The organism is Aureibaculum koreense, assembly GCF_034296135.1.
In the GTDB taxonomy this organism is placed as follows: domain Bacteria; phylum Bacteroidota; class Bacteroidia; order Flavobacteriales; family Flavobacteriaceae; genus Aureibaculum.
The window spans coordinates 29,804-56,207 of the sequence record NZ_JAXKVV010000008.1; the positions used below are offsets into that span (position 1 = coordinate 29,804).

23 protein-coding genes are annotated in these 26,404 nt (G+C 33.6%); 10 read left to right on the forward strand and 13 right to left on the reverse strand.

Annotated features, from left to right (window positions below):
- The first annotated feature begins 3 nt into the window (after positions 1-3).
- Positions 4-1,554, forward strand: a complete 1,551-nt coding sequence (locus UMM65_RS09080; protein ID WP_321976188.1) for a hypothetical protein — start codon at positions 4-6, stop codon at positions 1,552-1,554.
- Between the two features lie 96 nt (positions 1,555-1,650).
- Here UMM65_RS09080 and UMM65_RS09085 read toward each other — a convergent pair whose 3' ends face one another.
- On the reverse strand, positions 1,651-2,928 hold the full coding sequence (locus UMM65_RS09085; protein ID WP_321976189.1) for a metal-dependent hydrolase family protein: 1,278 nt from the start codon (positions 2,926-2,928) through the stop codon (positions 1,651-1,653).
- Between the two features lie 91 nt (positions 2,929-3,019).
- On the opposite strand from UMM65_RS09085, the gene UMM65_RS09090 reads away from it, so the two are divergent.
- From UMM65_RS09090 to UMM65_RS09105, 4 genes are read left to right on the forward strand one after another with little or no spacing between them, the layout of a single operon-like run.
- On the forward strand, positions 3,020-3,712 hold the full coding sequence (locus UMM65_RS09090) for an SDR family NAD(P)-dependent oxidoreductase (protein ID WP_321976190.1): 693 nt from the start codon (positions 3,020-3,022) through the stop codon (positions 3,710-3,712).
- A 3-nt stretch (positions 3,713-3,715) separates the two neighbouring features.
- Complete coding sequence (locus UMM65_RS09095; protein ID WP_321976191.1) at positions 3,716-4,312, forward strand: SprT-like domain-containing protein; 597 nt, start codon at positions 3,716-3,718, stop codon at positions 4,310-4,312.
- A gap of 1 nt (position 4,313) precedes the next feature.
- A complete protein-coding gene (locus UMM65_RS09100) occupies positions 4,314-5,393 on the forward strand; it encodes a mannose-1-phosphate guanylyltransferase (protein WP_321976192.1) in 1,080 nt (359 codons plus the stop codon).
- A gap of 20 nt (positions 5,394-5,413) precedes the next feature.
- Entirely contained in the window at positions 5,414-6,844 is a 1,431-nt protein-coding gene (locus tag UMM65_RS09105; RefSeq protein ID WP_321976193.1) for a DUF389 domain-containing protein, read from the forward strand.
- A 162-nt stretch (positions 6,845-7,006) separates the two neighbouring features.
- Here UMM65_RS09105 and UMM65_RS09110 read toward each other — a convergent pair whose 3' ends face one another.
- On the reverse strand, positions 7,007-7,777 hold the full coding sequence (locus UMM65_RS09110) for an ABC transporter ATP-binding protein (RefSeq protein ID WP_321976194.1): 771 nt from the start codon (positions 7,775-7,777) through the stop codon (positions 7,007-7,009).
- Positions 7,774-8,481 (reverse strand): MlaE family ABC transporter permease, encoded by a 708-nt coding sequence (locus tag UMM65_RS09115; RefSeq protein WP_321976195.1) that lies wholly within the window; start codon positions 8,479-8,481, stop codon positions 7,774-7,776. The genes UMM65_RS09110 and UMM65_RS09115 overlap by 4 nt, the downstream gene beginning before the upstream one ends.
- 154 nt (positions 8,482-8,635) lie before the next feature.
- Here UMM65_RS09115 and pafA point away from each other — a divergent pair, with 154 nt between their 5' ends.
- Positions 8,636-10,309, forward strand: coding sequence for an alkaline phosphatase PafA (gene pafA, locus UMM65_RS09120; protein ID WP_321976196.1), 1,674 nt, complete (start codon positions 8,636-8,638; stop codon positions 10,307-10,309).
- A gap of 25 nt (positions 10,310-10,334) precedes the next feature.
- On the opposite strand, the gene UMM65_RS09125 is transcribed toward pafA, so the two are convergent.
- Positions 10,335-11,813: an alpha-L-fucosidase gene (locus UMM65_RS09125; RefSeq protein WP_321976197.1), complete on the reverse strand. Its 1,479-nt coding sequence runs from the start codon at positions 11,811-11,813 to the stop codon at positions 10,335-10,337.
- Between the two features lie 12 nt (positions 11,814-11,825).
- Positions 11,826-12,065: a DUF7672 family protein gene (locus UMM65_RS09130; RefSeq protein ID WP_321976198.1), complete on the reverse strand. Its 240-nt coding sequence runs from the start codon at positions 12,063-12,065 to the stop codon at positions 11,826-11,828.
- A 138-nt stretch (positions 12,066-12,203) separates the two neighbouring features.
- On the opposite strand from UMM65_RS09130, the gene UMM65_RS09135 reads away from it, so the two are divergent.
- Positions 12,204-12,776, forward strand: coding sequence for a fasciclin domain-containing protein (locus UMM65_RS09135; RefSeq protein ID WP_321976199.1), 573 nt, complete (start codon positions 12,204-12,206; stop codon positions 12,774-12,776).
- Between the two features lie 70 nt (positions 12,777-12,846).
- Here the strand turns inward: UMM65_RS09135 and UMM65_RS09140 are convergent, their stop codons facing one another.
- From UMM65_RS09140 to porU, 5 genes are all read right to left on the reverse strand, one after another.
- Positions 12,847-13,908: a 3-oxoacyl-ACP synthase III family protein gene (locus tag UMM65_RS09140; RefSeq protein WP_321976200.1), complete on the reverse strand. Its 1,062-nt coding sequence runs from the start codon at positions 13,906-13,908 to the stop codon at positions 12,847-12,849.
- Between the two features lie 79 nt (positions 13,909-13,987).
- Positions 13,988-14,365, reverse strand: a complete 378-nt coding sequence (locus tag UMM65_RS09145) for a group III truncated hemoglobin (protein ID WP_321976201.1) — start codon at positions 14,363-14,365, stop codon at positions 13,988-13,990.
- 16 nt (positions 14,366-14,381) lie between these two features.
- Positions 14,382-14,864: a cytidine deaminase gene (cdd, locus tag UMM65_RS09150; protein WP_321976202.1), complete on the reverse strand. Its 483-nt coding sequence runs from the start codon at positions 14,862-14,864 to the stop codon at positions 14,382-14,384.
- Positions 14,865-14,948: 84 nt separating this feature from the next.
- Positions 14,949-16,088 (reverse strand): type IX secretion system outer membrane channel protein PorV, encoded by a 1,140-nt coding sequence (gene porV / locus UMM65_RS09155; protein ID WP_321976203.1) that lies wholly within the window; start codon positions 16,086-16,088, stop codon positions 14,949-14,951.
- Positions 16,089-16,125: 37 nt separating this feature from the next.
- Positions 16,126-19,584, reverse strand: a complete 3,459-nt coding sequence (gene porU, locus UMM65_RS09160) for a type IX secretion system sortase PorU (protein ID WP_321976204.1) — start codon at positions 19,582-19,584, stop codon at positions 16,126-16,128.
- Positions 19,585-19,859: 275 nt separating this feature from the next.
- Between porU and gldJ the strand changes: the two genes are divergently transcribed.
- A complete protein-coding gene (gene gldJ / locus UMM65_RS09165; protein WP_321976205.1) occupies positions 19,860-21,644 on the forward strand; it encodes a gliding motility lipoprotein GldJ in 1,785 nt (594 codons plus the stop codon).
- 157 nt (positions 21,645-21,801) lie between these two features.
- A complete protein-coding gene (locus UMM65_RS09170) occupies positions 21,802-23,079 on the forward strand; it encodes a UDP-N-acetylmuramoyl-tripeptide--D-alanyl-D-alanine ligase (RefSeq protein WP_321976206.1) in 1,278 nt (425 codons plus the stop codon).
- A 2-nt stretch (positions 23,080-23,081) separates the two neighbouring features.
- On the opposite strand, the gene UMM65_RS09175 is transcribed toward UMM65_RS09170, so the two are convergent.
- From UMM65_RS09175 to UMM65_RS09185, 3 genes are all read right to left on the reverse strand, one after another.
- Positions 23,082-23,807 carry a serine aminopeptidase domain-containing protein gene (locus UMM65_RS09175; RefSeq protein ID WP_321976207.1) on the reverse strand — a complete coding sequence of 242 codons (726 nt, stop codon included), beginning with the start codon at positions 23,805-23,807 and terminating at the stop codon, positions 23,082-23,084.
- A 148-nt stretch (positions 23,808-23,955) separates the two neighbouring features.
- Positions 23,956-24,609, reverse strand: a complete 654-nt coding sequence (locus UMM65_RS09180) for an outer membrane beta-barrel protein (RefSeq protein WP_321976208.1) — start codon at positions 24,607-24,609, stop codon at positions 23,956-23,958.
- A gap of 1 nt (position 24,610) precedes the next feature.
- Positions 24,611-25,018: a hypothetical protein gene (locus UMM65_RS09185; RefSeq protein WP_321976209.1), complete on the reverse strand. Its 408-nt coding sequence runs from the start codon at positions 25,016-25,018 to the stop codon at positions 24,611-24,613.
- Between the two features lie 114 nt (positions 25,019-25,132).
- Between UMM65_RS09185 and UMM65_RS09190 the strand changes: the two genes are divergently transcribed.
- Positions 25,133-26,245, forward strand: coding sequence for a glycoside hydrolase family 10 protein (locus UMM65_RS09190; protein WP_321976210.1), 1,113 nt, complete (start codon positions 25,133-25,135; stop codon positions 26,243-26,245).
- The last annotated feature ends 159 nt before the right edge of the window (positions 26,246-26,404 follow it).

The following is a 26,404-nucleotide window of genomic DNA, read 5'->3' on the forward strand; positions in this document are numbered from 1 at the left end:
TAAATGCGAATATTTTCCACACTTCTTATTGTTTTAATTATTTTAGGAACAACTTCTTGTCGTAAAGATTTTGATACCATTATCAGTCCGGGCAATTTAGAATTTTCGGTAGATACTTTATTGCTGAATCGCGTTTTTGACGATATTAGTTCCAGTACGCAAAGTTTTAAAGTATATAATAGAAGCAAAGAGGCCATAACCATTCCAAATATAAAGTTAGGCCGTGGTGATAACTCTTTTTACCGTTTAAATGTTGATGGAATTCCAGGTAAATCATTTGAAAATATTGATATTTTAGCAAATGATAGTATTTATGTTTTTGTAGAAGCTACAGTTGATTTTGAACAAATTACGGATACCGACTTTTTTTATAGAGATTCAGTTGTTTTTCAGTCCACTGCCAACGAACAGGATGTTAAATTAGAAGCTTTAGTGCTTGATGTAAATTTAATAAGGCCAGATAGAACGCAACAACCTGATGGAAGTTTTGTTTATGAAACCATTATTTTGGGTCAAAATTCAGAAGGGGATTTGCTTGGTGTGAGAGGGACAACTTTATCAGGAAACACCATTTTTACCAACGAAAAACCTTACCTTATTTATGGCTATGTTGGTGTAGCCGAAAACACCACATTGACTATTGATGCTGGAGCAACACTCTATTTTCATGATAATTCGGGTATAATCGTCAAAAAAAATGCCACGTTAAAAGTAAATGGAGAATTTGAAAACCAAGTATTATTTGAAGACGATAGATTGGAGCCTAATTTTGAAGAAGCTCCCGGGCAATGGGGTACCATTTGGTTACGGGCAGGAAGTAAAAATAATAGTATTAATTATGCAACCATAAAAAATAATATTATCGGTGTTTTAGCAGATTCCATTGGAAATGCAAATCCTACGTTAACTATAAAAAACACACAGATTTACAATACTTCTAATTACGGCATTTTAGGGAGAGAAACTAATATTTTAGGAGAAAATTTAGTGGTTGCCAATAGTGGGCAATCAACTTTGGCGTGTACAATTGGCGGAACGTATAATTTTACACATAGCACCTTTGCCAATTATTGGAATGGTGGTTTTAGGCAATTCCCTAGTGTTTTGGTCAATAATTTTTTTGCCTATTTTGATGAAAATAATAATGAAGTTATTGAAACCCGAAATTTACAAGCAGCAAATTTTACCAATTGTATTATAGATGGTAATCAAGAAATAGAATTTGTATTGGACAATATTGAAGGAGCTGATTTTAATTTTAACGTTAAAAACAGTATGCTAAAATTCAATACTACGAATACTGATTTATTAAACAATCCGTTATTTGATTTTACAAATGCTTCATTATATCAAAACCCAATCCTTAACGGAAAGCCAGATTTTAAAGATGTAACTGAAAACGAATACATTATTGGTGAAAATTCTGATGCCGATGGCAATGCCGACTTAAACTCAGCCTTACAAATACCTTTTGATATTTTAAATGTGAGTAGGATTGCCACACCAGATATTGGTGCGTACCAGCATATCATTTTTGAGGAAGAAGAAAATTAGGTAGAGACCTGACAGGTTTTCAAAACCTGTCAGGTCTTCAATTTACTATTCGTTATCTATTCCCTTCCCTTGGGGAAGGGCTAGGGATGGGTTTTTTTATTCTTTATAAACCTTCCCTTCCTTCATTACAAAACTTACTTTTTCCATGGTATTGATGTTTTTGGTTGGGTCATCATTCGTAGCTACAATATCCGCAATAAAACCAGTTGTTATTTGCCCTATCTCATTTTCCATTTCTAATAATTTAGCGTTTGTAATAGTAGCCGATTGAATGGTTTCCATAGCTGGCATTCCTGCTTCAACCATATAACCAAATTCTTTACCATTATCGCCATGGTCAAAAACCCCAGCATCAGTACCAAATGAAATGGCGACTCCTTTTTTATAAGCTTTGCCAAACGTGCTTTGAATTTTAGGGCCAATAGCCAAGGCTTTTGGAACTATAATTTCAGGAAAATACCCTTTTATTTTCGCTTTTTCTTCTACCGATTTTCCTGCGGTAATAGTTGGGACATAATAAGCGTCGTGCTTTTTCATCAATTCCATAGTTTCTTCGCTCATTAAAGTACCATGTTCAATCGTTTTTACACCTCCCAAAATGGCTCTTTGCATTCCTTCGTCGCCGTGGGCGTGTGCAGCCACGTGCATTCCATAATCTTTAGCAGTTTCAGTAATTGCTTTAATTTCTTCAACGGTAAATTGTGGATTTTGTCCACTTTTGGCAACGCTTAAAACGCCTCCTGTTGCTGTAATTTTAATCATATCCGCACCATTTTTATAACGTTGTCTAACCGCTTTTTTAGCATCTTCAACACTGTTAACCACACCTTCATTAGGTCCAGGGTTGCCCATCAATTCCTTTCTTCTACCATTTGTTGGGTCGGCATGACCACCAGTAGTTGCCAAAGATTTTTCGGCCGTAAAAATTCGAGGGCCATCAACTTTTCCTTGATTAATAGCATTACGTAAAGAAACATTAACACCACTTCCGCCAAGGTCTCTAACTGTTGTAAAACCAGCCATTAAAGTTGATTTTGCATATCCTTGTGCGTTGTAGGCCACATCGGCATCATTTAATACATATCTCTCAATATAACTTTTCGGATTCAATTGACTTTCAATATGCACATGCATATCAATAAGACCGGGCATAACGGTTTTGGATTTAAGGTCGATTAAATTGTCTTTTTTCGATTTTGGATTGATATACCCGTTTTTTACATCGGTAATTTTGTTACCCGTAACAACAACTGTCATTTGGTTGAGTACTTTTCCATTTTTCGTGTCAATTAATTTTCCACAATGTAGGTACGTGCTTTGTGCAGATAGCATTAAACTAAATAAAAGACAAAAACTAATAAGAAAATTTTTCATGATTGCAGTTGTTGGTTAATGATTATATTTGAAGTTTAAAAGTATTAAAAATTTTGTAGCTTTTTAACCAAAGCGGACATAATCGAGAAGAATGGTAAAAAAACACATTATTATAACGGGGGCGAGTAGGGGAATAGGTTTTGAAATAGCAAAAATTTTAGCAGATCAAGGGCATCAGGTGTTAGCGTTGACCCGAAATATTTCTACGTTAACAGATTTACAAAAGGATTATAAAAATATTTCAGTTTTAAAGGTTGATATTTCCGATGAGAATCAATTATCTATGGTTTCGGATTTTGTAAATGTTAAGTGGCAGACTATTAATGTTTTAATCCACAACGCCGGGGCTTTGATTAACAAACCATTTGCAGAAACTAGTAATAAAGAATTTTTAGAAGTATATAAAGTCAATGTTTTTGCGTTAGCTGGATTGACTAAAATACTCTTGCCGTTTTTGAAATCGGGCAGCCATGTTGTGGCTATTAGTAGTATGGGCGGTATTCAGGGCAGCATGAAATTCCCTGGGTTATCAGCATATAGTTCTTCAAAAGGAGCGGTAATTACCTTAATGGAATTATTGGCCGAGGAGTTTAAAGAACAACGAATTGCATTTAACACATTGGCATTAGGTGCGGTACAAACCGAAATGTTGGCTGCAGCTTTTCCCGACTATAAAGCACCCACAACTGCCAAAGAAATGGCAAACTATATAGCCGACTTTGCTTTAACGGGACATCGGTTTTACAATGCTAAAGTGTTGCAAGTTTCATCGTCAACGCCATAAGTAATGAAAGAAAGGGAAATCCTAGAAAAATACATACCGTCAACTTCAGTCGATTTGGTATTGGATTTGCTCAAAAAGTATCCTTGTCACTTAAAAATTGTCAACAATAGAAAAACCAAACATGGCGATTTTAGGAGATTAAAATCTGGGCAATATCAAATTACCATCAATAACGATCTGAACCATTATCGTTTTTTATTGACCTTAATTCATGAAATAGCACATTTAGTTACACATCAAAAAAATAAAAGGGTTAAACCTCATGGCATAGAATGGAAAATGAACTTTCAGCATTTAATGTTACCATTTGTTAGTCCAGACATTTATCCTAAAGAAATATTACCTTATTTGGCACGTTATTTAAAGAACCCAAAGGCAAGTACAGATGCCGATGTACATTTATCATTGGAATTAAAACAATATGACGAGGCTAATGGAATGAACTATATTTTTGAAGTATCGCCCAAGAGTAAATTTATCCACAATAATCGTATTTTTGAAATGAGGGAAAAACGACGTACCAGATATGAATGTGTAGAAATCAAAACGAAAAAAATGTATTTATTCCATCAAAATGCTGAGGTAGAAATTATAGAATAATATGAAAAAAAACAACTATTATGCGGTAATTATGGCAGGTGGTGTGGGGTCAAGATTTTGGCCCGTAAGCACTTCAAAATTCCCTAAACAATTCCACGATATGTTGGGCAAGGGAGATTCGTTATTACAAAGGACGTTTAAAAGGCTTTCTGCACTTATCCCAAAAGAAAATATATTAATTGCTACTAATGCTAATTATAAAAATTTGGTTTTAGAACAATTACCAGAATGTTCTGATAAACAATTATTGTTGGAGCCCGCTATGCGAAATACAGCTCCATGTATTTTATATGCGGCTTTAAAAATTCAACAAAAAGATCCCAATGCGGTAATGGTTGTGGCACCGTCTGACCACTGGATAGATAATGAACAAGAATTTATAAATAATATACAAACGGCTTTTAATGCATGTGAAGATACCGATATATTAATGACCTTGGGCATTCAGCCTAACAATCCAAATACAGGATACGGATACATTAAATTTGAAAATGACGATGCCGATATAAAAAAAGTGATTAATTTTACAGAAAAGCCTGATTTGGAAACCGCTACAAAGTTTTTAGAAAGTGGTAATTATGTTTGGAATGCGGGCATATTTATTTGGAGCGTAAAAAGTATAATTAAGGCATTTGAAAATTATTTACCTGAAATGAACAGGTTGTTTTGTCAAGGAGCACAAACGTATAATACCAAATTGGAAAGTGATTTCATTGCAGAGAATTATCAAAAAGCAGAAAATATTTCTATTGATTATGGTATTATGCAAAAAGCAAAGAATATTTATACTTTACCGGTAGAATTTGGATGGAACGATTTAGGTACTTGGAGCTCGCTTTATGAAAAACTGGAAAAAGACAAGCAAGATAATGCTGTAGTAAATGCCAAGACAATTTTTAATGAGGCATCTGGAAACGTGGTTAGTACCTCGAAAAACAAGCATGTGGTTATTCAAGGTTTAAATGATTTTATTGTGGTAGAAAAAGACGATGTACTATTAATTTGTCCGAAAAAAAACGAACAAGACATCAAACAAATTGTTACGCAAGTTAAAGAACAATTTGGTAAAGATTTAGTGTAATAACTATTAGCTCTAAACCCATGGAAGAAAACAATAAGGTTGAAGTTGATCTTGAAGTAAAAAAGCAAGAGGCAAAAAAAGAAGTTACAGGTATTTTAGGTGGTATCAAGGATTTTTTAATCGATTTGTTGGACATTAAAAACGACACCAATAAAGAAGGTACGGTCCAAACCATAAAGGATAATATTTCCATGAAAGGCCATACCGCTTGGATTTTAGTCTTTTCAATACTGATTGCGTCCATCGGTTTAAACGCAAACTCAACGGCCGTGGTAATCGGTGCCATGTTAATTTCGCCATTAATGGGGCCAATTTTAGGCGTTGGTCTGTCTATTGGTATTAATGATATTGATACCCTAAAACGTTCAATGATTAATTTAGGGGTTATGGTAGGGTTAAGTTTATTAACCTCGTTTTTATTTTTTCTACTGCCTTTATTTCACGATTCTACCACTGAAATCTTAGCAAGGACCAGACCCGATGTTAGGGATGTATTTATAGCATTAGCAGGTGGTTTGGCCTTAATTGTGGCTATGAGCAGACCTAAGCCTCAAACCAATACCGTAGCGGGTGTGGCCATTGCCACAGCTCTAATGCCACCGTTGTGTACAGCGGGTTACGGATTAGCAACATGGCAGTTGAACTACTTTTTTGGAGCCATGTTCCTGTTTACTATAAATACAATTTTTATAGCACTGTCCACTTTTGTTATTGTCAAGTTTTTGCGTTTTCCGATGGTAAAATATATCAATTCCGCAAAGCGAAAACGTATAGGTCAATTGGCTTCATTTATTGCTTTTTTGATTTTGGCGGGAAGCATTTATTCTTTTTACAATCTATTTAAAGAAAATGAGTTTAAAAGAAATGCAGGCTTTTTTATTGAAGAATTAAAGGGTGAAGGGATAGCTATAATTGGAGACGACGACGAGAATATAGATTATTCAAATAAAACGATTACACTTCCGCTAATAGGTAGTATGGTTTCAGAAGGAGAAGTTGGTATATGGAAAAATAGAATGGTGGAATTGGGTCTGGACGGGGTAGATTTAAAGATTTTACAAAAAGACGATTCTGAAATTCAGCAACAGGTTAGAAACCTTCAGGATTTATACACGCAAAATCAAAAAATTATTACTTCGCGTGACGAAAGTATAAAAGAAAAAGAAGATAGAATCAGGTTGTTGGAAAACGAACTTAATAAATTTTATAGGGATCAAATTCCCTTTCAATCGGTCAGCGAGGAAGCCAAAATCAATTACGATGGTATAGAAAAAATGAGTTATGCTAAAAAAGTAGTTACAGATTTTAGTAAAATTGATTCCATTGCGTTTTTTAGCATATCATGGAAAAAAGACCTAGAAAAGAGAGAATTGGACCGACAAGAAGCAAAATTAAAACTTTGGTTAAAAACAAGATTGGATTTAGATACGTTGAAGATTATTAGGGAGTAAGATTGGAAAATAGAGTAAAGAGAAAAGAACATAGACTTTAATTGAAATACTGACTTTTGTTTTTCCAATTTATTTAGCTTCGCCGATTATTTTCTCTTGCTCGTTTTGTCATGAGGTTCCAAAATAAAAAATAAAATCGATTTTTTGTCTAACCTCTAAAAACTACAAACCCTTTTCTCTCAACTGTGCCTGACGTACTTTTTTAAACAAGTTTGATGAATATACAAAATTGGTAAGGTCTTCATTATCGGTTCTGAATACTTCATCGCTAGTTCCTTCCCAAGCCTTAACACCATCTTTCAACAAAATAATTTTTTCTCCAATTTCCATCACGGAATTCATATCATGGCTGTTGATAATGGTGGTTATGTTGTATTCTTGTGTAATTTCTTGAATTAAATTATCAATTACGGTTGAAGTTCTCGGATCTAATCCTGAATTGGGTTCATCACAAAATAAATATTTAGGATTCATTACAATAGCCCTTGCTATGGCTACCCTTTTTTGCATACCTCCCGAAAGTTCGGCAGGGAATTTTTTATTGGCATTTTCCAAATTAACCCTATTTAATACAAAATTAACGCGTTCCATCCTTTCAGCATAAGGTTGATTGGTAAACATTTTTAAAGGAAACATTACATTTTCCTCAACGGTAGAACTATCGAACAATGCACTGCCTTGAAAAACCATTCCAATATCTTTTTTCAGGTCACGTTTTACATCATCGCTCATTTCATTATAGATATTGCCATCATAACTAATATCGCCTTTTTCGGGATAAAGCAGACCCAACATACATTTTAAGAATACCGTTTTTCCTGAACCACTTGTACCAATGACCAAACTAGTTTTTCCGTTTTCAAAAGTAGCATTTATGCCTTTTAATACTGGTGTGCCATCAAATTCCTTATATAAATTGTTCACCTCTATCATTTGCCCAGTAACATTTGTGTTAGAAAATAATTCAATACTATAATTACAATACTTGTCCACACAACGGCACGTGTACTTGCATTCCCTACTTCAATTGCTCCACCATTAACATAATAGCCATGGTAAGCGGGTACGGTAGCAATAACAAAAGCAAAAACCGAAGTTTTAATCATAGAATAAACCAAGTGAAAAGGCTCAAAATCACTTCTAATACCCATAACATAATCGGCAGAACTCACCAAGCCCGTTAAATTTCCGGCCACCCATCCACCAAAAATACCTAATGAAATACTAATAATAATAACAAAAGGATAAAAGAAAACATTGGCGATAATTTTTGGTAGTACTAAATAATTTAAGGAGTTCATCCCCATTACTTCCAAGGCATCAATTTGTTCCGTAACCCGCATTGTGCCTATACTAGAAGTAATATAAGACCCTACTTTACCTGCCAAAATAATAGAAATTAAGGTAGGGGAAAATTCTAAAATTAAAGATTCCCTTGAGGCATATCCGATCAAGTATTTTGGGGTTAGAGGGTTTTCTAAATTTAATGCAGTTTGTATAACCACAACACCGCCAACAAAGAAAGAGATAAACGCAACTATACCGATTGAATTGATACCCAGATCTTCAATTTCCTTAAAAATAGATTCTCTAAAAATAGATCCTTTTTGAGGTCTTTTAAAAACCTCTTTTAGCATGATAAAGTACTTGCCAATATATTTAAAGTAGTTGATCAAATTGTACGTTTCGGTTATTGAAAATTAGTTAACATTAATATTATAATCAAAACCCAAAAATATAATATTAAATGTAAAAAAAGCCTTAATTTTGATATTAATATAAAATCTTGTCATGAACAAATTAGTATCCTTTTTGATTGCTTTAACATTATTTACCTCTTGTTTTTCTCAAACATCTGTTGTAAGTCAACCAAAGTTTGCCAGTGCATCTCTAGATATTGATCGGCCCAAATTGGTTGTTGGTATTGTTGTTGACCAAATGCGTTACGATTATTTAACACGTTTTTACAATAAATATGGAAATGATGGTTTTAAACGAATAATCAATGATGGTTTTAATTGCGAAAATGCACATTATAATTATATACCCACTTATACTGCTGTTGGCCATACTTCTATATATACGGGAACAACACCAAAATATCATGGCATAATTGGAAATAATTGGTATCAAAAATATGAGAAAAAGTATATTTACTGTGTAGATGATGGCGACTTTAAAAGTATTGGAGCAGAAGATGGGGGAAGGAAATCACCACGTAGGATGTTATCGACCACTATTGGCGATGAGCTTAAAATGGCACAAAACAGAAAAGGTAAAGTTATAGGTTTAAGTATAAAAGACAGATCGGCAATTTTACCCGCAGGTCATGCCGCTGATGGTTCTTATTGGTTTCAGGGAAAGGACGAAGGTAAGTTTATTACCAGTTCTTATTATATGGATGAGTTGCCACAATGGGTGCAAGATTTTAATAAAAACGGTAAAGCTAAAGAATATGTAAATTCTACATGGAATACGCTATATGATATTAATACGTATACCGAAAGTATAGAGGACGACAATAAGTTTGAAGGATTATTTAAAGGCAAGGAAACGCCAACTTTTCCGTATGATTTAAAAAAGTTAAAAAAAGATAACGGCAATTACGACATTCTAAAAGCCGTACCTTATGGAAATACCATTGTAAAAGATTTTGCCGAAGCTGCCATTATTGGTGAAAACTTAGGGCAAACAGAAAATGTAACCGACTTTTTAGCTGTCAGTTTTTCTAGTACAGATTATGTGGGCCATCAATTTGGTGTGGATTCTAAAGAAATAGAAGATACTTATTTAAGATTGGATAAAGATTTAGCCTCATTTTTTAATTTTTTAGATGAAAAAGTTGGTGTAGGCAATTACACCTTATTTTTAACTGCCGATCATGCAGCGGTGCAAGTGCCTTCGTATTTACAGACATTGAACATTCCTTCTGGCTATTTTGATAACATGAGCTTCAAGGAAAAAGTGAATGCCTATCTTTTAGAGCGGTATAAATCAGGAGATTTGATTGAAAATTTTTCTAATTTTCAAATCTTTTTAAATAAAGAAAAAGTAAAAGAGTTGAAACTTGACGCTAGTGAAATCGCTCAAAATTTAGCAGATGAAGTTATTAATTACGAAGGCGTTTATAAGGCACTTACTGCCCGTACTATGCAAACTACTAATTTTACAGAAGGTGTTTTACATTTGTTGCAAAACGGTTACAATCAAAAATTTTCTGGTGATGTATTGTTGGTACCAAACCCTGCGACCATAAGTTATTCCAAAACAGGTTCTACGCATGGGTCGGGTTATAATTACGACACGCACGTACCTATTATTTTTTATGGAAAAGGCATAAAAAATGGATCAAGCAAAAGCCATATAAATATTGTTGACATTGCCCCAACCATATCGAATTTACTGGAAATTACCTTCCCCAATGCAAATACCGGCAAGGTGATTGAAGAGGTTTTGGAAGAATAAAGTTATATATAAGTAGAACACATTACTAATTCTTAAAAGTTCGAAGACCTTTTGTAGATTTTTTGGAAACGGCGAAGTGACTTATAGAGGGAATATCCGTTCCGTTTACAATTTTTAATCTTATTTTCTCGGCTTCCATTTGCATGGGTAGGTCAATTATTTTGCATGCTCCTAGTTTATCACCGACGTAAAATGTTTCCCATTTGCCTTTATCAAAATTTTGTAATTCGTATTCGGTAACACTAAATATTCTAATTTTTGAGAAAAAATCACCTAAATCTTTCATTTTAGCATTTTCAAAAATACTTATTCTATCAAACGTTATTTTTTCTTCAAAATCAATCGTTAAGGTTGCAACGGTGTCCTTTGCGGTCCAAAAAGTTTCTAAACTATAATCATTTGCTTTATTTGCAGTATTTGTACCTTTCCATGAAGTTGCTTCAATTTTTTTATTAAAAGTCATATTTGAATAACCTGAAGGTAGTGGATTTTCTCCACCTCTTATACCTAATCTATCAGCAAGTTCTAAAATTCTAACTTTTTCGTGTGTTTTTATCTTTCCTTCAGTGTCCGGTGGCACGTTTAAAATCATAATGTTATTATTGGAGGTACACCAATAAAAAAGTTCTTCTAGTTCGTCTAAAGGGCGTGCAGCCAATACTTTACTTTTTTGAAACCAATTCCATCTATCAGACAAACATAGGGTATGCTCAAAAGGCAAGCGATACATTTTACCGTTATATTCATAAAATTTAGGATCGTCCCATCTTGCCAAATTGGGATCTTTGATACGAAAATCGACAGGGAAATACCTAATCGGATCGCCATATTGATAGTTTACAGGTTGTCTTATTTTACTGCGATTTTCAGGTTTTCCAATGGTGTGATTTACAGTAATAAGACAATTCGGTTGCATCTTTTTTACATATTGGTATATATAAGGCAGGTTCCATTCCTCGTCTTTTTTATCCCAACCTCCATCAAACCATAACTCGCATATATCACCATAATTGGTCATTAGCTCTGTGAGCTGATTTTTCATGTATTTGCCATACTTTTTCATATTAGAATAGGAAGGTTCATGCCTGTCCCATAAAGAATAGTACAAGCCCAATTTTAATCCATATTTTTTACACGCCTTAGCAACTTCTCCAACAATATCGGTTTTTACAGGCGAGGAAGCCACATCGTAATCTGTAAATTTACTATCCCAAAGAGAAAATCCATCATGATGTTTTGTTACTAAAATAACATATCTAAAGCCAGCCTCTTTTGCTATTTTTATCCATTGGTCACAATCCAATGCTGTAGGGTTATATGATGATACGGGTAGGGTACCATCGGACCATTCTGTTTCATTAAAAGTGTTAATTCCAAAATGGATAAACATTCCATATCCACGTTCAATTTGTTCAAGTTGCACTTTATTGAGTTGTTTTTCAGTATTCTGAGACCACGACTGAAGCCCAAAAAGAATTAATACAATAAGAAATATGTTTTTCATGAAAGTAAAATTTTAAAAAATAAGATTATAAATTTTTAACCCAATTAGATAACCCAAACCTAATATCAGAGGATAACCAATAAACAGCCACAAATAATCTAAAATAGAAAGTTTATTAAAAGCTTCCGTACCCGATTGGCTTAACAATTCAATAAAATCGTACCAAGATTTTAATCCAACTTTTACAATAATGGCATTGGCCAGTATAGCAATAATTAAAATACAAATTCCTATAATATAGATTTTCAACATAGGGCTAATTTATAAGAAATTATCCATTTCATTTTAACAGTACTAAAAAAAATATAGAAAATAAAAAACCATAGACTTTAAAATTCCGTAAGTATAGATGAACAACAAATTATTAATCACTAATTAAAAAATAAAATTATGAAAATGTCAAATCTATTTAAAGTCACACTTATTGCTGTTATGTTTATCTCAATTAGCAGTTTTGCACAAAAAAACAAAATGGAAGATACTAAAATGGTTGGCGGTGCTGAAATGTATCCATCAAAAAATATTGTAGAAAATGCCATGAATTCTAAAGACCATACCACCTTAGTGTCGGCGGTTAAAGCGGCTGAACTTGTAGATGTGCTAATGAGCGATGGCCCTTTTACGGTTTTTGCCCCAACCAACAAGGCTTTTGATAAGTTACCCAAAGGTACAGTTGAAACGTTAGTTAAACCTGAAAATAAAACAAAACTACAATCAATTTTAAAATATCATGTTGTAGCGGGAAAATGGAACGCAAATGCAATTATGAAAATGATAAAGGATAATAAAGGAAAAGCAGAAATTGAAACTGTTGCTGGTGGAAAATTAACAGCTTGGATGAAAGGTTCAAAATTATATCTTACTGATGAAATGGGAAATAGTGCTAAAGTAACCATTGCAGATGTTAACCAATCTAACGGTGTAATTCATGTTATTAACCATGTTTTACTTCCAAAATCTTAATTATAGTTTTTAAGTTAAGTTTCTTGAAAAGCCACTTTACGTTTAGAGAGTCGTAAGGTGGTTTTTTTATTTAGTACCTATAAACCAATGTGTTACAATTCATACCTGCACCTACGGAAGCCAATAAAACAACATCTCCTTTGCTCAACTTATGATTTTCAAGTTGACCTCTAATTACCATGTCAAAAAGAGTAGGTACTGTAGCCACTGAACTATTCCCTAATTTATGAATGCTCATTGGCATTACATGTTCTGGTTCAGTAGTTTTATATAATCTAAAAAAACGTTTTATTATAGCCTCGTCCATTTTTTCATTGGCTTGATGGATAAATACTTTTTTTACCTCTTTTATGGAGACACCACTTTTATCCAACGCTTTTTTCATAGCCAATGGAACATTATTCAAAGCAAACTCATATATTTTACGACCGTGCATTTTAATATATCTAACCCCAGGATCGGTATTAGGGATATTGGATTTGCCCAAAAATAAATAATTAGCTTCATCAAAAGTGTGTGATGCTGCTGCATGACTTAAAATCTTTGATGTACTATTTTCTTTAGCTTCTACAATACAAGCCCCCGCACCATCCGAATAAATCATTGAATCTCTGTCGTGCATGTCCAAAACTCTAGATAATGTTTCGGAACCAATAACCAAACATTTTTTTGCCTCCCCGGCTTTTATAAAAATATCGGCTTGGATAACACCTTGTACCCATCCCGGACAACCAAAAATGATATCATACGCTATACAGTCTGGGTTTTTTATTTTTAAATTGTGCTTAACCCTTGCTGCTAAACTTGGCAAAATATCTGTCTGGATCGTCTCCTTTTTTATATCTCCAAAATTTTGAGCCAGAATAATATAATCCAATTCCTCCGGATCAGTTCCAGCATCTTCAATTGCTTTTTGGGCAGCATAAGTAGCTATGGTAGAAGAATCCATATTATCTTTTACATAACGTCTTTCCTCTATACCCGTAATAGCTTTGAATTTTTCAATGATAACAGCATTTGAGGCTTCAAATGGTTCATTATTGGCATCATAAAAACGTTCATTGATAAAATCAATATTTTTTTTGATTATTGTTGGTATGTAGCTACCTGTTCCGGTAATGACAGAATTCATGTGAAGTAAGGTCTTAAGTGTATTTTCCGTCAGCTAAGATAATCTAATATACTCTATAATATTTGTTAAAAGGTTCTTTTTATTTTACGTTAATCATTTTTATCTCCATAATTGTTGCGATAGATAAAGCCCTTGTTTTTGCCATTTCCGCTTTTTCACCTTTAAAATTTTCGTCAATTGAAGTTGTAAAATGTTTTAACCACCTTTTAAAATGTTCGTTTTTAAAAGGCTTTTTCTTATTTAAATCAAGATGTGGTTGCATGGCATTCCGATTATAATCAGTAGTATTAAATAAAATCCCGTTCCAAAAATCGGTAATTACTTCTAAATGTTCTTCTAGATGATTTTGTTCTATGATATCCTCAAAAAAATGATGTACTAAATCATCTGAAAGTAATTTCTTATAAAACTCACTAATTAAAAAATGAATATCTTTTCTGTTTTTAATGTCTTGCATGAATGTGAAATTATATTTAAAGAAGACTTCCATCAAATCCAAAAGGCAGCAAATCTTTCAAAGAATTTACTTTGACAATTTGCCCAACTTCTCCCATAAAATAAATTTCAATCGCTTGTTTTTGTTTGTTTTCATATTCTGCTATGCTTTGTCGGCATGCACCACAAGGCCCAACGGGCTTATTGACTTTATGCTTTGCAGAAGCTGCTGAAATAGCAATGATTTTGATTTTATTTTGTGGATAGTTTGCTCCAGCATTATATATGGCGACTCGTTCCGCACACAAACCAGAAGGGAAAGCCGCATTTTCTTGGTTATTACCTACAACAACCTGATTGTTATCTAATAAAATAGCAGCACCTACGTTAAAATTTGAATATGGTGCATAAGCATTTCCTCTAGCTTCAATTGCCGAATTCATTAAGTTTTTAATGACCGAATCTAATTCATCGATTGTATTATAAACGGTATATTCAGTTGTACTTTCGATTTTTTGCATAAGAAGCTACAGTTAGGGGATAAAAAAAATCATTTTAGCTAAAATACTAAAATGATTTTTTAATTTGTACTATTTGAGAGAATCTTAAAAATCGTAAAGATCTCCAAAATTGAAAGTTAAAGAAAAACGCAATGTATTTTCTAAAGGATTATTAACATCAGAAGAATTTATTAAATAAGACATGTCCAGATTTAAACTTTTAAATTTGAATCCTGCTCCTAGTGTAAAATATTTACGGGCTCCTTTTAAATCATTTTCATTAAAGTATCCGAGGCGTAGGCCTAAAGTATTATCATACATATATTCCGCACCCAATGCCCAAGTAAATTCTTTAAGTTCTTCGCTAAAACCGTTTGGAGCATCACCAAAAGATTGGAACATACCTGGTAAAAACCCTACATCATCATCTTTTCCGTCGATAATCTCACCAGTTTGTTCATCTCTAATAGGTGGAGTTGGCACTAATAATTTATTAAACTCTAGGTTGGCGGTTACGGAATTCATATCATCTAATATAAATTCAAATCCACCACCTAATTTTAAATTGGTTGGTATAAAACTTTCTCTACCGCCTTCGGTCAAGGTAACTTTAGGTCCTATGTTTGAAAGATTAAACCCACCTCTCCAAATACCGTTGAAATTACCATAGTTTTTCTCAGGAGACTGATAATAACCAGCAACATCAACAGCAAAGGTATTTACCGTTTTTAAATCGGAATTTTCAACCCTCAAAGCAAAATCAGAACGGATATAACGAACACCAACCGCCAATGCGAAAGTTTCATTTAGTTTTAAGGAGTAAGAACCGTCAAAAGACAATTCGTTTGGATTTTCAGTTCCAATAGCATTTCCACCAGTATCAGTTAAATCTATTGTACCTAAAGAAAAATATTTTAAACTTGCAGCCCAAGCACTTTGCTCGTTAATTTTGTTAGAAAAACCTATGCTACTTACAAACACATCATTGGTTAAATTACGTAACCAAGGAGTATAATTAACACCAGCAGAAAATTGATATTCTCCAAAAGCAAATTTTGCAGGATTGTGATGCTGAGAATTGGCATCGGGTTTGGTGGCTACACCAATATCGCCCATACCACCAGCACGAGCATCAGGTACAATCGTTAAGAACGGAGCAGCTGTTGTTATTGGGTTAGGTTCTTCTTGTGCGTGAACTACATCCAAGCTTATGAGTGCTACTATTAGCAAAAAGAAATTTTTCATTAGAATCGTTGAGTTAGGGGTTTTGAACGTTTTGACTTTACTGTAAAATGACAAGTTTTTCAAATTTTTCGTTTTTAGTATTTGTTAGTGTCGATTTTACATTGAGCTTATAGATGTAAACCCCTTTTCCAATTTTATTACCAAAGTCATCTAAACCATTCCAAGAAATTGAACGAGATAGATTTTCAGATTGTACGTTTTGGTTAATAGTTTTAATTAGTTTACCAGAAACCGTAAAAATCTGTACTTGAACCTCTAAGGGTTCATTTGGTTTGTTATGATTAAACCAAAACTCTGTATAATTTATAAAAGGATTAGGATAATTTAGAACATTGCTCAATACCAAATCGCTGTTATCTACTACAACAAAATTTAACGTAGCTTCTGATGAATTATTGTACGTATCCCAAACTTTAAAATTTATAGTATGTAAACCTGGTTCTAAATTGCGAAATGGAAACTTAACTTTACCTTTGGTAAAGTCGTCCAATTCCGTTTCGTAAAAATCATTTAAGATATACGGATTGGCTTGATCTCCATCTAAAACTGCAACAATATCATGATCCACTGCGGTAATTGACGTATTTATGCCCGAAGCATCTTCCAGTACAGCAATTAAATGTGGAGATTCACTGGTGTTGCCGCCATCTACAAAAGATTCGTCATCCATAAAAAGTTGAACAGTAGGGCCAACATTATCTTCAGGTGCGTTTTCGTCTATACCACCAATTATAACCTCTTGATTTACACCGCCTTTGTCAATTATCGAATTATCCGCATACAAGCTAATTTTAGATTTTCCATAGGCAATTCTGATATCTTTTGGCACAATAAAATCAAAACTAAAAACTCCATTCTTTACAGATGCCCTACCTCTAAAAATTTTGCTTTCAATAGCATCGAAAGTTAATTTATTACCAAAATTATTATTGTCCAAGGTTATTCGGTCAACAGATTTATCAAAAATAGTTGCTGACAATTCTCCGTTAAAATCTGTGAGACTATTTCCTGCAGCATCTGTAACCACACCTTCTAACTTAATTTTTGACAAGGCCTTTAAAGTGTCAGTGACAGATGCAATGTCTTGCCCGTTCATTTTGGTGAGTTTGATACTTGGTTTTGGTCGTGCCAATTTCATAGCCGGATCACCTAAATAGAAAACAAATAAGCGTTGGCTTGTATTTGGCGAAGTAGGATCGTTTTTCATGGCCATCATGGCTTCAGAAATAGTGTAATCCTCACCATTAAATCCGAATAGTTTCTTAGTTAAGATGTCATTAAAACGCTGCCCTACACTGATAAAAATTTCACGTGTTGTAGTAATTAAACTTGTGGCTCCGCCATTGGGGTTTAAAAAGACGAATTCGCCTGCCGTTGGTCTTAACGGATTGTCAAATTTAGAAAACTCACAAGTAACGGTTATAAATAAAGGTAATGTATTAGGGTTGTTCCAATTCTTTATTTCAGGGACTTCCAAAATACGTTCATTTGCCCAACCATCTTCGCCGCCATGTCCAAAATAATTGATAACTAAAGAACCCGTTTCAACGGCATTGTTTATTGCCTCGTTTACATCGGGGTAGCGTTCGCCACCAGCAGAAGTTTCTTGGACATAGGCATCGGCATAGATTTTTGTCAAATTAAAGATAGGACGTCTGTTTTTAATGGTATCTGCCATCTTTTCCACGGTTTCTTGCAGTACAAATTCACTTGCCACATCTGGGTCATCAGCTACCAAAGCGATTCTGTTACGCCAATCTCCAAAAGACTCAGCCTTATAATAATTTAATGTTTTGTCAACTGTAGCTTTGGCTTCTGCCAAAGTTGTAATGGGGAATCTTCCTGTGGCAACATCTTGCTTATCTGAATTGCTTAAGTTTCCTTCATTTTCATCCATCATGCCGTAATAATCATCTGTAACATAAGACCTGGCCAAGTCAAAACTTTCAAAAGATTGAAATGACGGGACAATGTTATTGTTGTCATTGATCCTGTCCTTAAAATCATAAGAGGCATCACCAAATAAACAAACATATTTAATCCGACTTTCTTCGGTAGAGGCATTTAGGTATAAGTGCCTTACAAAATCGCGAATTGCAGTTAAATCGTGCGAACCCGAACTAAATTCGTTATAAATATGATCTAAATTGATAATTTGAACCGTTAAATTGGAATTTGCCCTGTGATATTCGGCCAAACGCTCAGCTTCAGTCATTAAATAATCTTGTGTAATGATTACATAATCAATATCCTTTAAACTATGTAGGTTCTGATTGGTAATTTTACTTTGCTCAATTAATTCAGGAGTATAATAATCGTTTTCGTTCAATACGATAAATTCTTGAACTGAACCGCCGTAAGATTTAAAGCTAAAGTTACCCGAAGAGGATTGGTTTGTAATAATTTGCGGATTGATGTGGTCGGTTACATTCCAAACTTGATGGATATTGTTAGCGTTTTCAATTTGATAATTGAATAACGAGGTGTTGGAAGCAGTATCAAAACTCCTAAAAGCAAACTGATTGCCATTTGCAATTAATTTTTTAACACCTATTATTTCAATATAATCTAAGTATGCTTTGGCTGAAGGGTTTCCATTATTATTGTAGGTAACTTCAACTTCTATGGTTGAATTGTTTACAGTTGCACTTTGTATATTCTCTCTAGGGATTGCCAAAGTTAAGTTTCCGGGAGTGGAAGGCACCGCAGGCAAACTAATAGTCATTACATTTTGACCGTTCACCTTAACTTCCAATGATGAGGGTGTAGAAGATATTGCCACGGCCCTAACCCTTATAGATATAGGCTTTGAAGCATCTAGGTTTTCAAATTGAAATATTTTGGTTGTCGTATTTTCAAAACTTAAGTCTTTGCCAAACCATTGTTGACCGTTGGCAAATAAATTGGTATTATCGTTTTCAATAACCTCATAATCATTATAGATGGTGGTAGTTTGTGTAGCACTTGCTGAGATTTCATTTGCATTTGTTATGCGTTTGCCCGTGCCATTATCAACAGATAAAAAATAATAGGCTCTATCAGAATATATATTATTAATGTGTCTTGATTGATCGGGTTGCGATGGAACTATATTCCAACCCTCTGTTCCTTTGGCATAGAAGAGTATATAGTCGTTACTATCAAAACTATTATCATCTTCGCCTTCTACAAAAATGGCATTTTCTTGAAGTCCGTCGTACCTAAAATCACTATTTAATTGAGGTAATAATTGTCCACCATTGCCAAAAATTCGGATGTTTTTTGGGTTTATATCATTAATATTTAACCCCAAACTTTGTAAAAATGACCTGTCAATTTTAAAAATACCAGTAGTATCAACAGCAAATTTATACCATGTGCCTTGAGAGAGGACAGAATTTTTTATGGTAGAAAAGGATTTTTGTTTAAAAGCAACATTTCTTTCAGTGTTTTGCGAGAAAACAAAGAAAGGAACTATATATAATAGGTGTACTAAGTAGGTAACAATTTTTTTCAACTGGAATGAGATATTGAATATATTAAATGGAACGCAAGTTAATCATACTTATTTTATCTAAAGCATTAATTGAAATTAAACATCAGATAGCTCGTACTAAGGGTTTATTTTAGATGCCCACAAATTTAACAGAATTAACATTGTTTTTTATACACAACATATAATAAAGAAATAAAACTATCGTTATACTAGCATTAATAGGCATAATGTGTCCAAAAATTAGACCCCTAATGCCGAAGATTCAACTCAAAATAAATAAATTAAGAAGTTTAAATATGAGAAGGTATATCGGAAACAAAGTTTTGTTAACAGTACTAGTAGCAGCTACTTTAATAGCTTGTGGCAAAAAGTCCAGAACACATTCTGAACTTACAGGTTGGAAATTTAACGATCCAACTTATGGCGGTTTTACAGCTAACACTAATTATTCTGGACAAAAAGTACCACCTGGAATGGTACTTATAGAAGGAGGTACGTTTACCATGGGTAGTGTACAAGATGATGTAATGTTCGACTGGAATACTACACCAACAAAACAACAAGTACGTTCATTTTATATGGACGAAGCTGAGGTTACAAACTTAGAATATTTGTTTTATTTACAATATTTAGAAAAGGTATATCCTCCTGCTGATGATAATTACAGAAAAATCTATCAGGCAGCTTTGCCAGATACGTTAGTTTGGAGAGATGCCTTAGGCTTTAACGAACTATTATCTGAAGCTTATTTGCGTCATCCTTCTTATGCAGACTACCCTGTAGTAGGTGTATCTTGGTTGCAAGCTACGGAATATTGTAAATGGAGAACCGATAGGGTAAACGAAAAAATATTAATGGATAAAGGTGTACTTAAATCTTTATTTGATATGGACTCAGTTACCGTAGAAGGTAAAAATAGATTTGATACGGGTACGTATTTAGCAAATCCTGATTTATTATTTGAAGGTAATGAAGATATTTATGGTAGAGGTTTGCCAGATCCTAATCAACAGAAATCGAAAAAGAAAAGCCGAAAAGAAAGAAGGGCAGAAGATGATGCTGGGAATTCAGATGTTGACGAGTCAAGTGACGATGGCGAAAAATCATCAAGGAGAGATAGAAGATCAAGAAATTCTGATCAAGGTTTTACTGGTCGCCATGTAAAAACTTCTGATGGCTTGTTAACTCAACGTTTTAGACTGCCTACCGAAGCTGAATGGGAGTACGCTGCAAAAGCCGAAATAGAAAATAGAGAATACAATACTATTAGAGGAAGAAAAAAATATTCTTGGAACGGTTCATCTACAAGAGATGAATCAAGAAGAAGAGGTGGAGATCAATTGGCAAACTTTAAACAAGGTAAAGGAGATTACAGTGGTTTAGCTGGATGGAGTAATGATGGTGCCGATATTACAATTAAAGTAAAATCTTACGATGCTAATGCTTTCGGTTTATATGATATGTCCGGTAATGTTGCAGAATGGGTGGCAGATGTTTATAGACCAATAGTTGATAACGAAGCTAACGACTTTAATTATTTTAGAGGTAATGTATTTAAAAAGCCTTTGATTGACGAAGAAGGTAAAGTAGTGGTAGTTGATTATAACAGTATAGAATTTGATACTTTAGATAATGGTAAGATTGTACCAAAAGATTTACCTGGAAGTATTAAATATGTACCAATTACCAAGCGTGATGCTTTTATGAGACCTAATTACGAAAAGGCAGACAATATTGCTATCAATGATGGAGATTTGGCTTCAACCAGAAATTATTATCAAGATGAAGAAGATATGGAAAATACTCCTAGAATGTACAATTCGCCACAAACCCCAAAACAAATTGGAGAAAGTGGGTTGATTATTCAGCAGTATGATACGAAAAAGAGAAACACTTTAATCAGTGACGAATCTAGAGTATATAAAGGTGGTTCTTGGAAAGACAGAGCTTATTGGTTAGACCCTGCACAACGTAGATATTTACCAGAATATATGGCAACAAACTATATTGGCTTTAGATGTGCAACTGACAAATTAGGTGCCATGTCTTATAAAAGAAGACGTAAAGAACCAAGACGATAATAAACTTCAAATGTTTTCCGAGGCTTTTTAGCCTCGGATTTCATTTTCACCTTTCCTTTGGAGAGGTCAAAACTACCTTTTTAGGTAGTTTTGGGTGAGGAAATAAATAATTAAAACTCAATACATTTCGTATTGAGTTTTTTTTTAGTTTTAGCCAATGAACATATCCGAACTCTATAAACTCTATAAACAGACCTATCGAGTATCTACAGATACCAGAAAAATTGAGAAGGATTGTCTGTTTTTTGCTTTAAAAGGCGATAATTTTAATGGTAATAAATTTGCTAAAGATGCTATAAAAAAAGGAGCTTCTTACGCTATTATTGACGAAGCGATTTATCAAACTAATAACAATTGTATTTTGGTAAATGATGTTTTGGAAACGTTGCAGAAATTGGCAACTTTTCACAGAAAAGAACTCAACATACCTATTATTGGCCTAACTGGGAGCAATGGTAAAACCACCACAAAAGAATTAATAAATGCGGTGCTTTCAAAAAAATATAAAACTACAGCAACAAGGGGAAATTTAAACAATCATATTGGTGTGCCTTTAACTCTGCTTTCCATGACACCTGAAACCGAGATTGGAATCGTGGAAATGGGAGCTAATCATTTAAAGGAGATAGAATTTTTAAGTAATATCTGCCAACCCGATTATGGTTACATCACTAATTTTGGAAAAGCTCATTTAGAAGGTTTTGGCAGTATTGAAGGAGTTATTGAGGGTAAATCGGAATTATATAATTATTTAGAAAATAATAATAAAATAGCCTTTGTAAATGCAAACGACCAACTGCAATTAGAAAAAACCGAAAAAATAGATAGAATTACATTTGGGGGTAAAAATTCTAATATCACAATAAATTTTGTGGAGGCCAAACCATTTGTTCACCTTAAATTTAATAATACAATTGTTAAAAGCCAGTTAATAGGTGCATATAACTATAACAATATTGCGGCGGCTTTGGCTATAGGTAGTTATTTTAAAATAAAAGATGAAGATAGTAGAGATGCAATTAAAAATTATGCACCGAGCAACAATCGCTCTCAGATTATTTTACAAAATTCAAATAAAATTATTTTAGATGCTTATAATGCCAATCCTTCTAGTATGCAAGTGGCATTGGAAAACCTGTCGGGCTTAACCGATAACTCTAAAATTGCCATATTGGGAGATATGTTTGAATTAGGGGAGACTACCAAATACGAGCATCAGAACATTATTGATACAATTGCTAAACTCTCAATTGACAAAGCATATTTAATAGGTGAAAATTTTTATAAATGTTCTAGCTTAAATAAAAATATTATGCTTTTTAAATCCTTTGAGGATTTTAAAGAACATTTTTCAAATTTAAAAATTTCAAATTCTACGTTACTGATAAAAGCTTCGAGAAGTATGGCTTTGGAAAGAGTGTTAGAGTTGCTGTAAACTTATTTTTGTTCAAGCAAAAATGCTTTAAAGGCATCCCAGTATTTTTGATGCCCTTCGTTTTTATCCCAAAGAGCTTTAGAACCATGAAAGCCTTTTACCTTGGGCTTATATTGTGTTACCAAATCGGGCTTGACCTTACTTACCAATTTTTCAACTGGTGTAATCTCTCTTTTTGAAGAAGTAACAAATACCGGTATTTTTAAAGGTTTAATTGTTTCCGCCAAATTGATACCCTTTAAGTACTCACCTGGGCTAAAAGCGACCACGGTTTTAATTTTATCGTTTTCACTGCCAATCCATAATGCCAATGAAGCGGAGTAGGAGCTACCTACCAAAATAAGGGGTTGGTTACCGTTCATGTTATATAAGTAATCAATGGCAGCCTCAACATCTTGTTTGGCACCAGCATAACCTACGTTTCTTAATTTACTGTCGGCATCAATGGCAGTTTGATTAATAATTCCATTTACTCTTTTACCTGAACGCTGGTCTATAGCCATGCAAGAAAAACCTAGTTCATTTAATTTTTTTGCTGTATTAATATATTCACCACGACTATATCCGGCTTGGTGGCATAATAGAACCGTGGGTGGAACATCTTCTATAAAATAAGTGTCAGCGGTAATAACCACTGAATCTTTTGCATAGAATGTAATGGTATTGGAATCTTGAGCGAAAATAGTAGAGATATAAAAAAGACCAATAAATAAGATATAAAAACGCATACTACAAATTTAAGATTCTAATTTAATAAATTTAATTTTACCTATTGTACATTTTGAATCAAACTATTTATCAAAATCGTTTGGTCACGTCATAGAAATCGAACTGACAGAATTTTATCAAAATGCACAACAGGTTAATTTTATAAAGTCATAGCTCTTTTTTAATGCCAACTTTAAAACCTAAAATTTGCTGTTTAAAGTTAGAGTTTTTATATAAATTGGAAATCCCATTTTGGTAATCTGTTGCTACTTCAATGCTAAAATGGTTGTTAAATTGATAACCAATCCCCAAACCTATTTTAGCACTTATATTATAATTGTTTTCGTTTAATTCGTTTTTTATAATAAATTGATTTACAAGGCCCACCTCGGTAAATAATAAAACTTTTTTAGGTATAAAATAATACTTGGCAGATAATGGTATTTCTAAAAATTGTTGATTTATATCCTCAGGTTGGGGAGCCACAATAAAATCGCAAACAGCACAATAATAGGTTCCGGTAAAATCTCTATTGGTATAGGTAACTCCCGATTGAATTGAAAATTTGGGATTTAAGCTGAATTCGATTTCAGCCCCTAAACTATAATTGGGTTTGTTATAATCTATAGAATATCCCTCGTATTTGACAAAAGTATAATCTTTATCGCTCAAATTTTTATCATAAGAATAAAATAAACCGACTTTTATTTTTTTAGTAGATTGGTTGGTCGGTTTAGGTATTTCCTTACTGTTTTCTTGAGCGTTTAAATTAAAGCCAATGCTTAAAATAAGAAATATTAATTGTATTCTAAACGTTTTCATCTTAATTACTTATTTTTTCAAATTTTTGAGCACAACCTTCAATACATAAATAATAAAAAATTAATTCAGAATTTTTAAGTTCATATATAATTTCTGAACCTTCATTTTCGCAACTTGTTGTTCGAATAGTTTGTTTGACATCATTAAAAATGCCTTCACTATAGTTATCGGAACTTGAACTAAAGTCACATAACGAGCCATTGGAAACAACCTTTCCGTTCTTAAAAAACTCAACAGTTCTATAACTTTCAACAGGCATAAAAGTGCCACTACCATCACCAGGGTCAGCCAGTTGTTCGATCAGTTTCCATTTACCTATTAATTCAGGGTTTTTTAAAAAAACATCTTGTTCTTTAGTACAGGAAAGAAGAATTAATAGGGCTAGTACAAATACTAAAAAGCGATTCATAATAAGTTGATTTTTATTTTTTAGATGTTGTTTTTTTAAATAGTTGCTTCATCTGATCTTAAAATATACCCTAAAGTTTTATATCTTTAGGCTCTCAATATAAAATAATCAACCATGAACAAAATAATTTCGTTTCTAATTTTAGCTTTAGTACTAATTTCTTGTACTCCAAAAGAAAAGATTCCCGTTTACGGCTGGACCAGCGGGCCAGATGATGCAACCGATGAAGAATTAATCGAGAAATTTAAAGATTTTAAAGCAAAAGGAATAGATGGGTTAATGTACAATGGCGGACATAATCCCGATACCTATAAACGTGTGGGTAAAATAGCAAAAGATTTGGGCATGGAGTTCCATACTTGGATACCAACAATGAGACAGAACCCAAGCGAAAAGTTAGATTCAGTATTGTTTGGTGTCAATAGGCTGGGAGAATCAGCTTTCGATAAACCCGTTTACGTAAAACATTACACGTTTTTGTGTCCAAATAGGGAAGAGGTTTTTAACTTTTTGGCGGATTTGTATGGTAAGGTAGCGGAAGTCGAATATGTAGATGCCATTCATTTGGATTATATCCGTTTTCCAGATGTTATTTTAGCCAGGGGACTGTGGGAAAAGTACGATTTGGTGATGGATAAAGAATATCCCAAATACGATTATTGTTATTGTGATAAATGTGTTGCCGATTTTAAAGAAAAGTCTGGTATAGACATTAAAGAAGTAGAAGATCCTACTGAGGTGCAAGAGTGGAAACAATTTCGTTACGATTTGATTACGAATATGGTAAATAGATTGGCCGAAGTAGTACACAAAAAAGGAAAAAAAATAAATGCCGCGGTTTTCCCTGGGCCAACTATTGCTAAAAATTTGGTAAGGCAAGAGTGGAACAAATGGAATTTAGACGAGATTTTCCCAATGAACTATAATGATTTTTATTTGGAAGATGCAAAATGGGTGGGAGAAATGGTAAAGGAAGAAGTAGCTTCGGTAAATGGTGAAAAGCCAATTTATAGTGGTTTGTTCATCACACCTTTTCCGGGTAAAAAAGCTGAACATCCAGATCCTGAAAACCATGGTCTTTCGCCTGATGAAATGGTTGATGCCATTGAACAATCCATGATTAACGGAGCAAAAGGCATTTGTTTATTTACCCCAGAACGTATGACCGAAGCTCATTGGAAAGTGTTTAAAGATGCTATTTATAAAGATTATTCAAAAACTGAATAATAATTTTATCTGATTGTCAGGAATGTGACATAATCGATTCGTCACCCTGTCCCGAAGCGTCGGGAGTTTCAGGGTCGCATTACAAATAGCTTTATGTCAAATAATTGTGAGATGCTGAAACGATCCCGAGAGCTTTCGGGACAGCATGACGTTACGCTA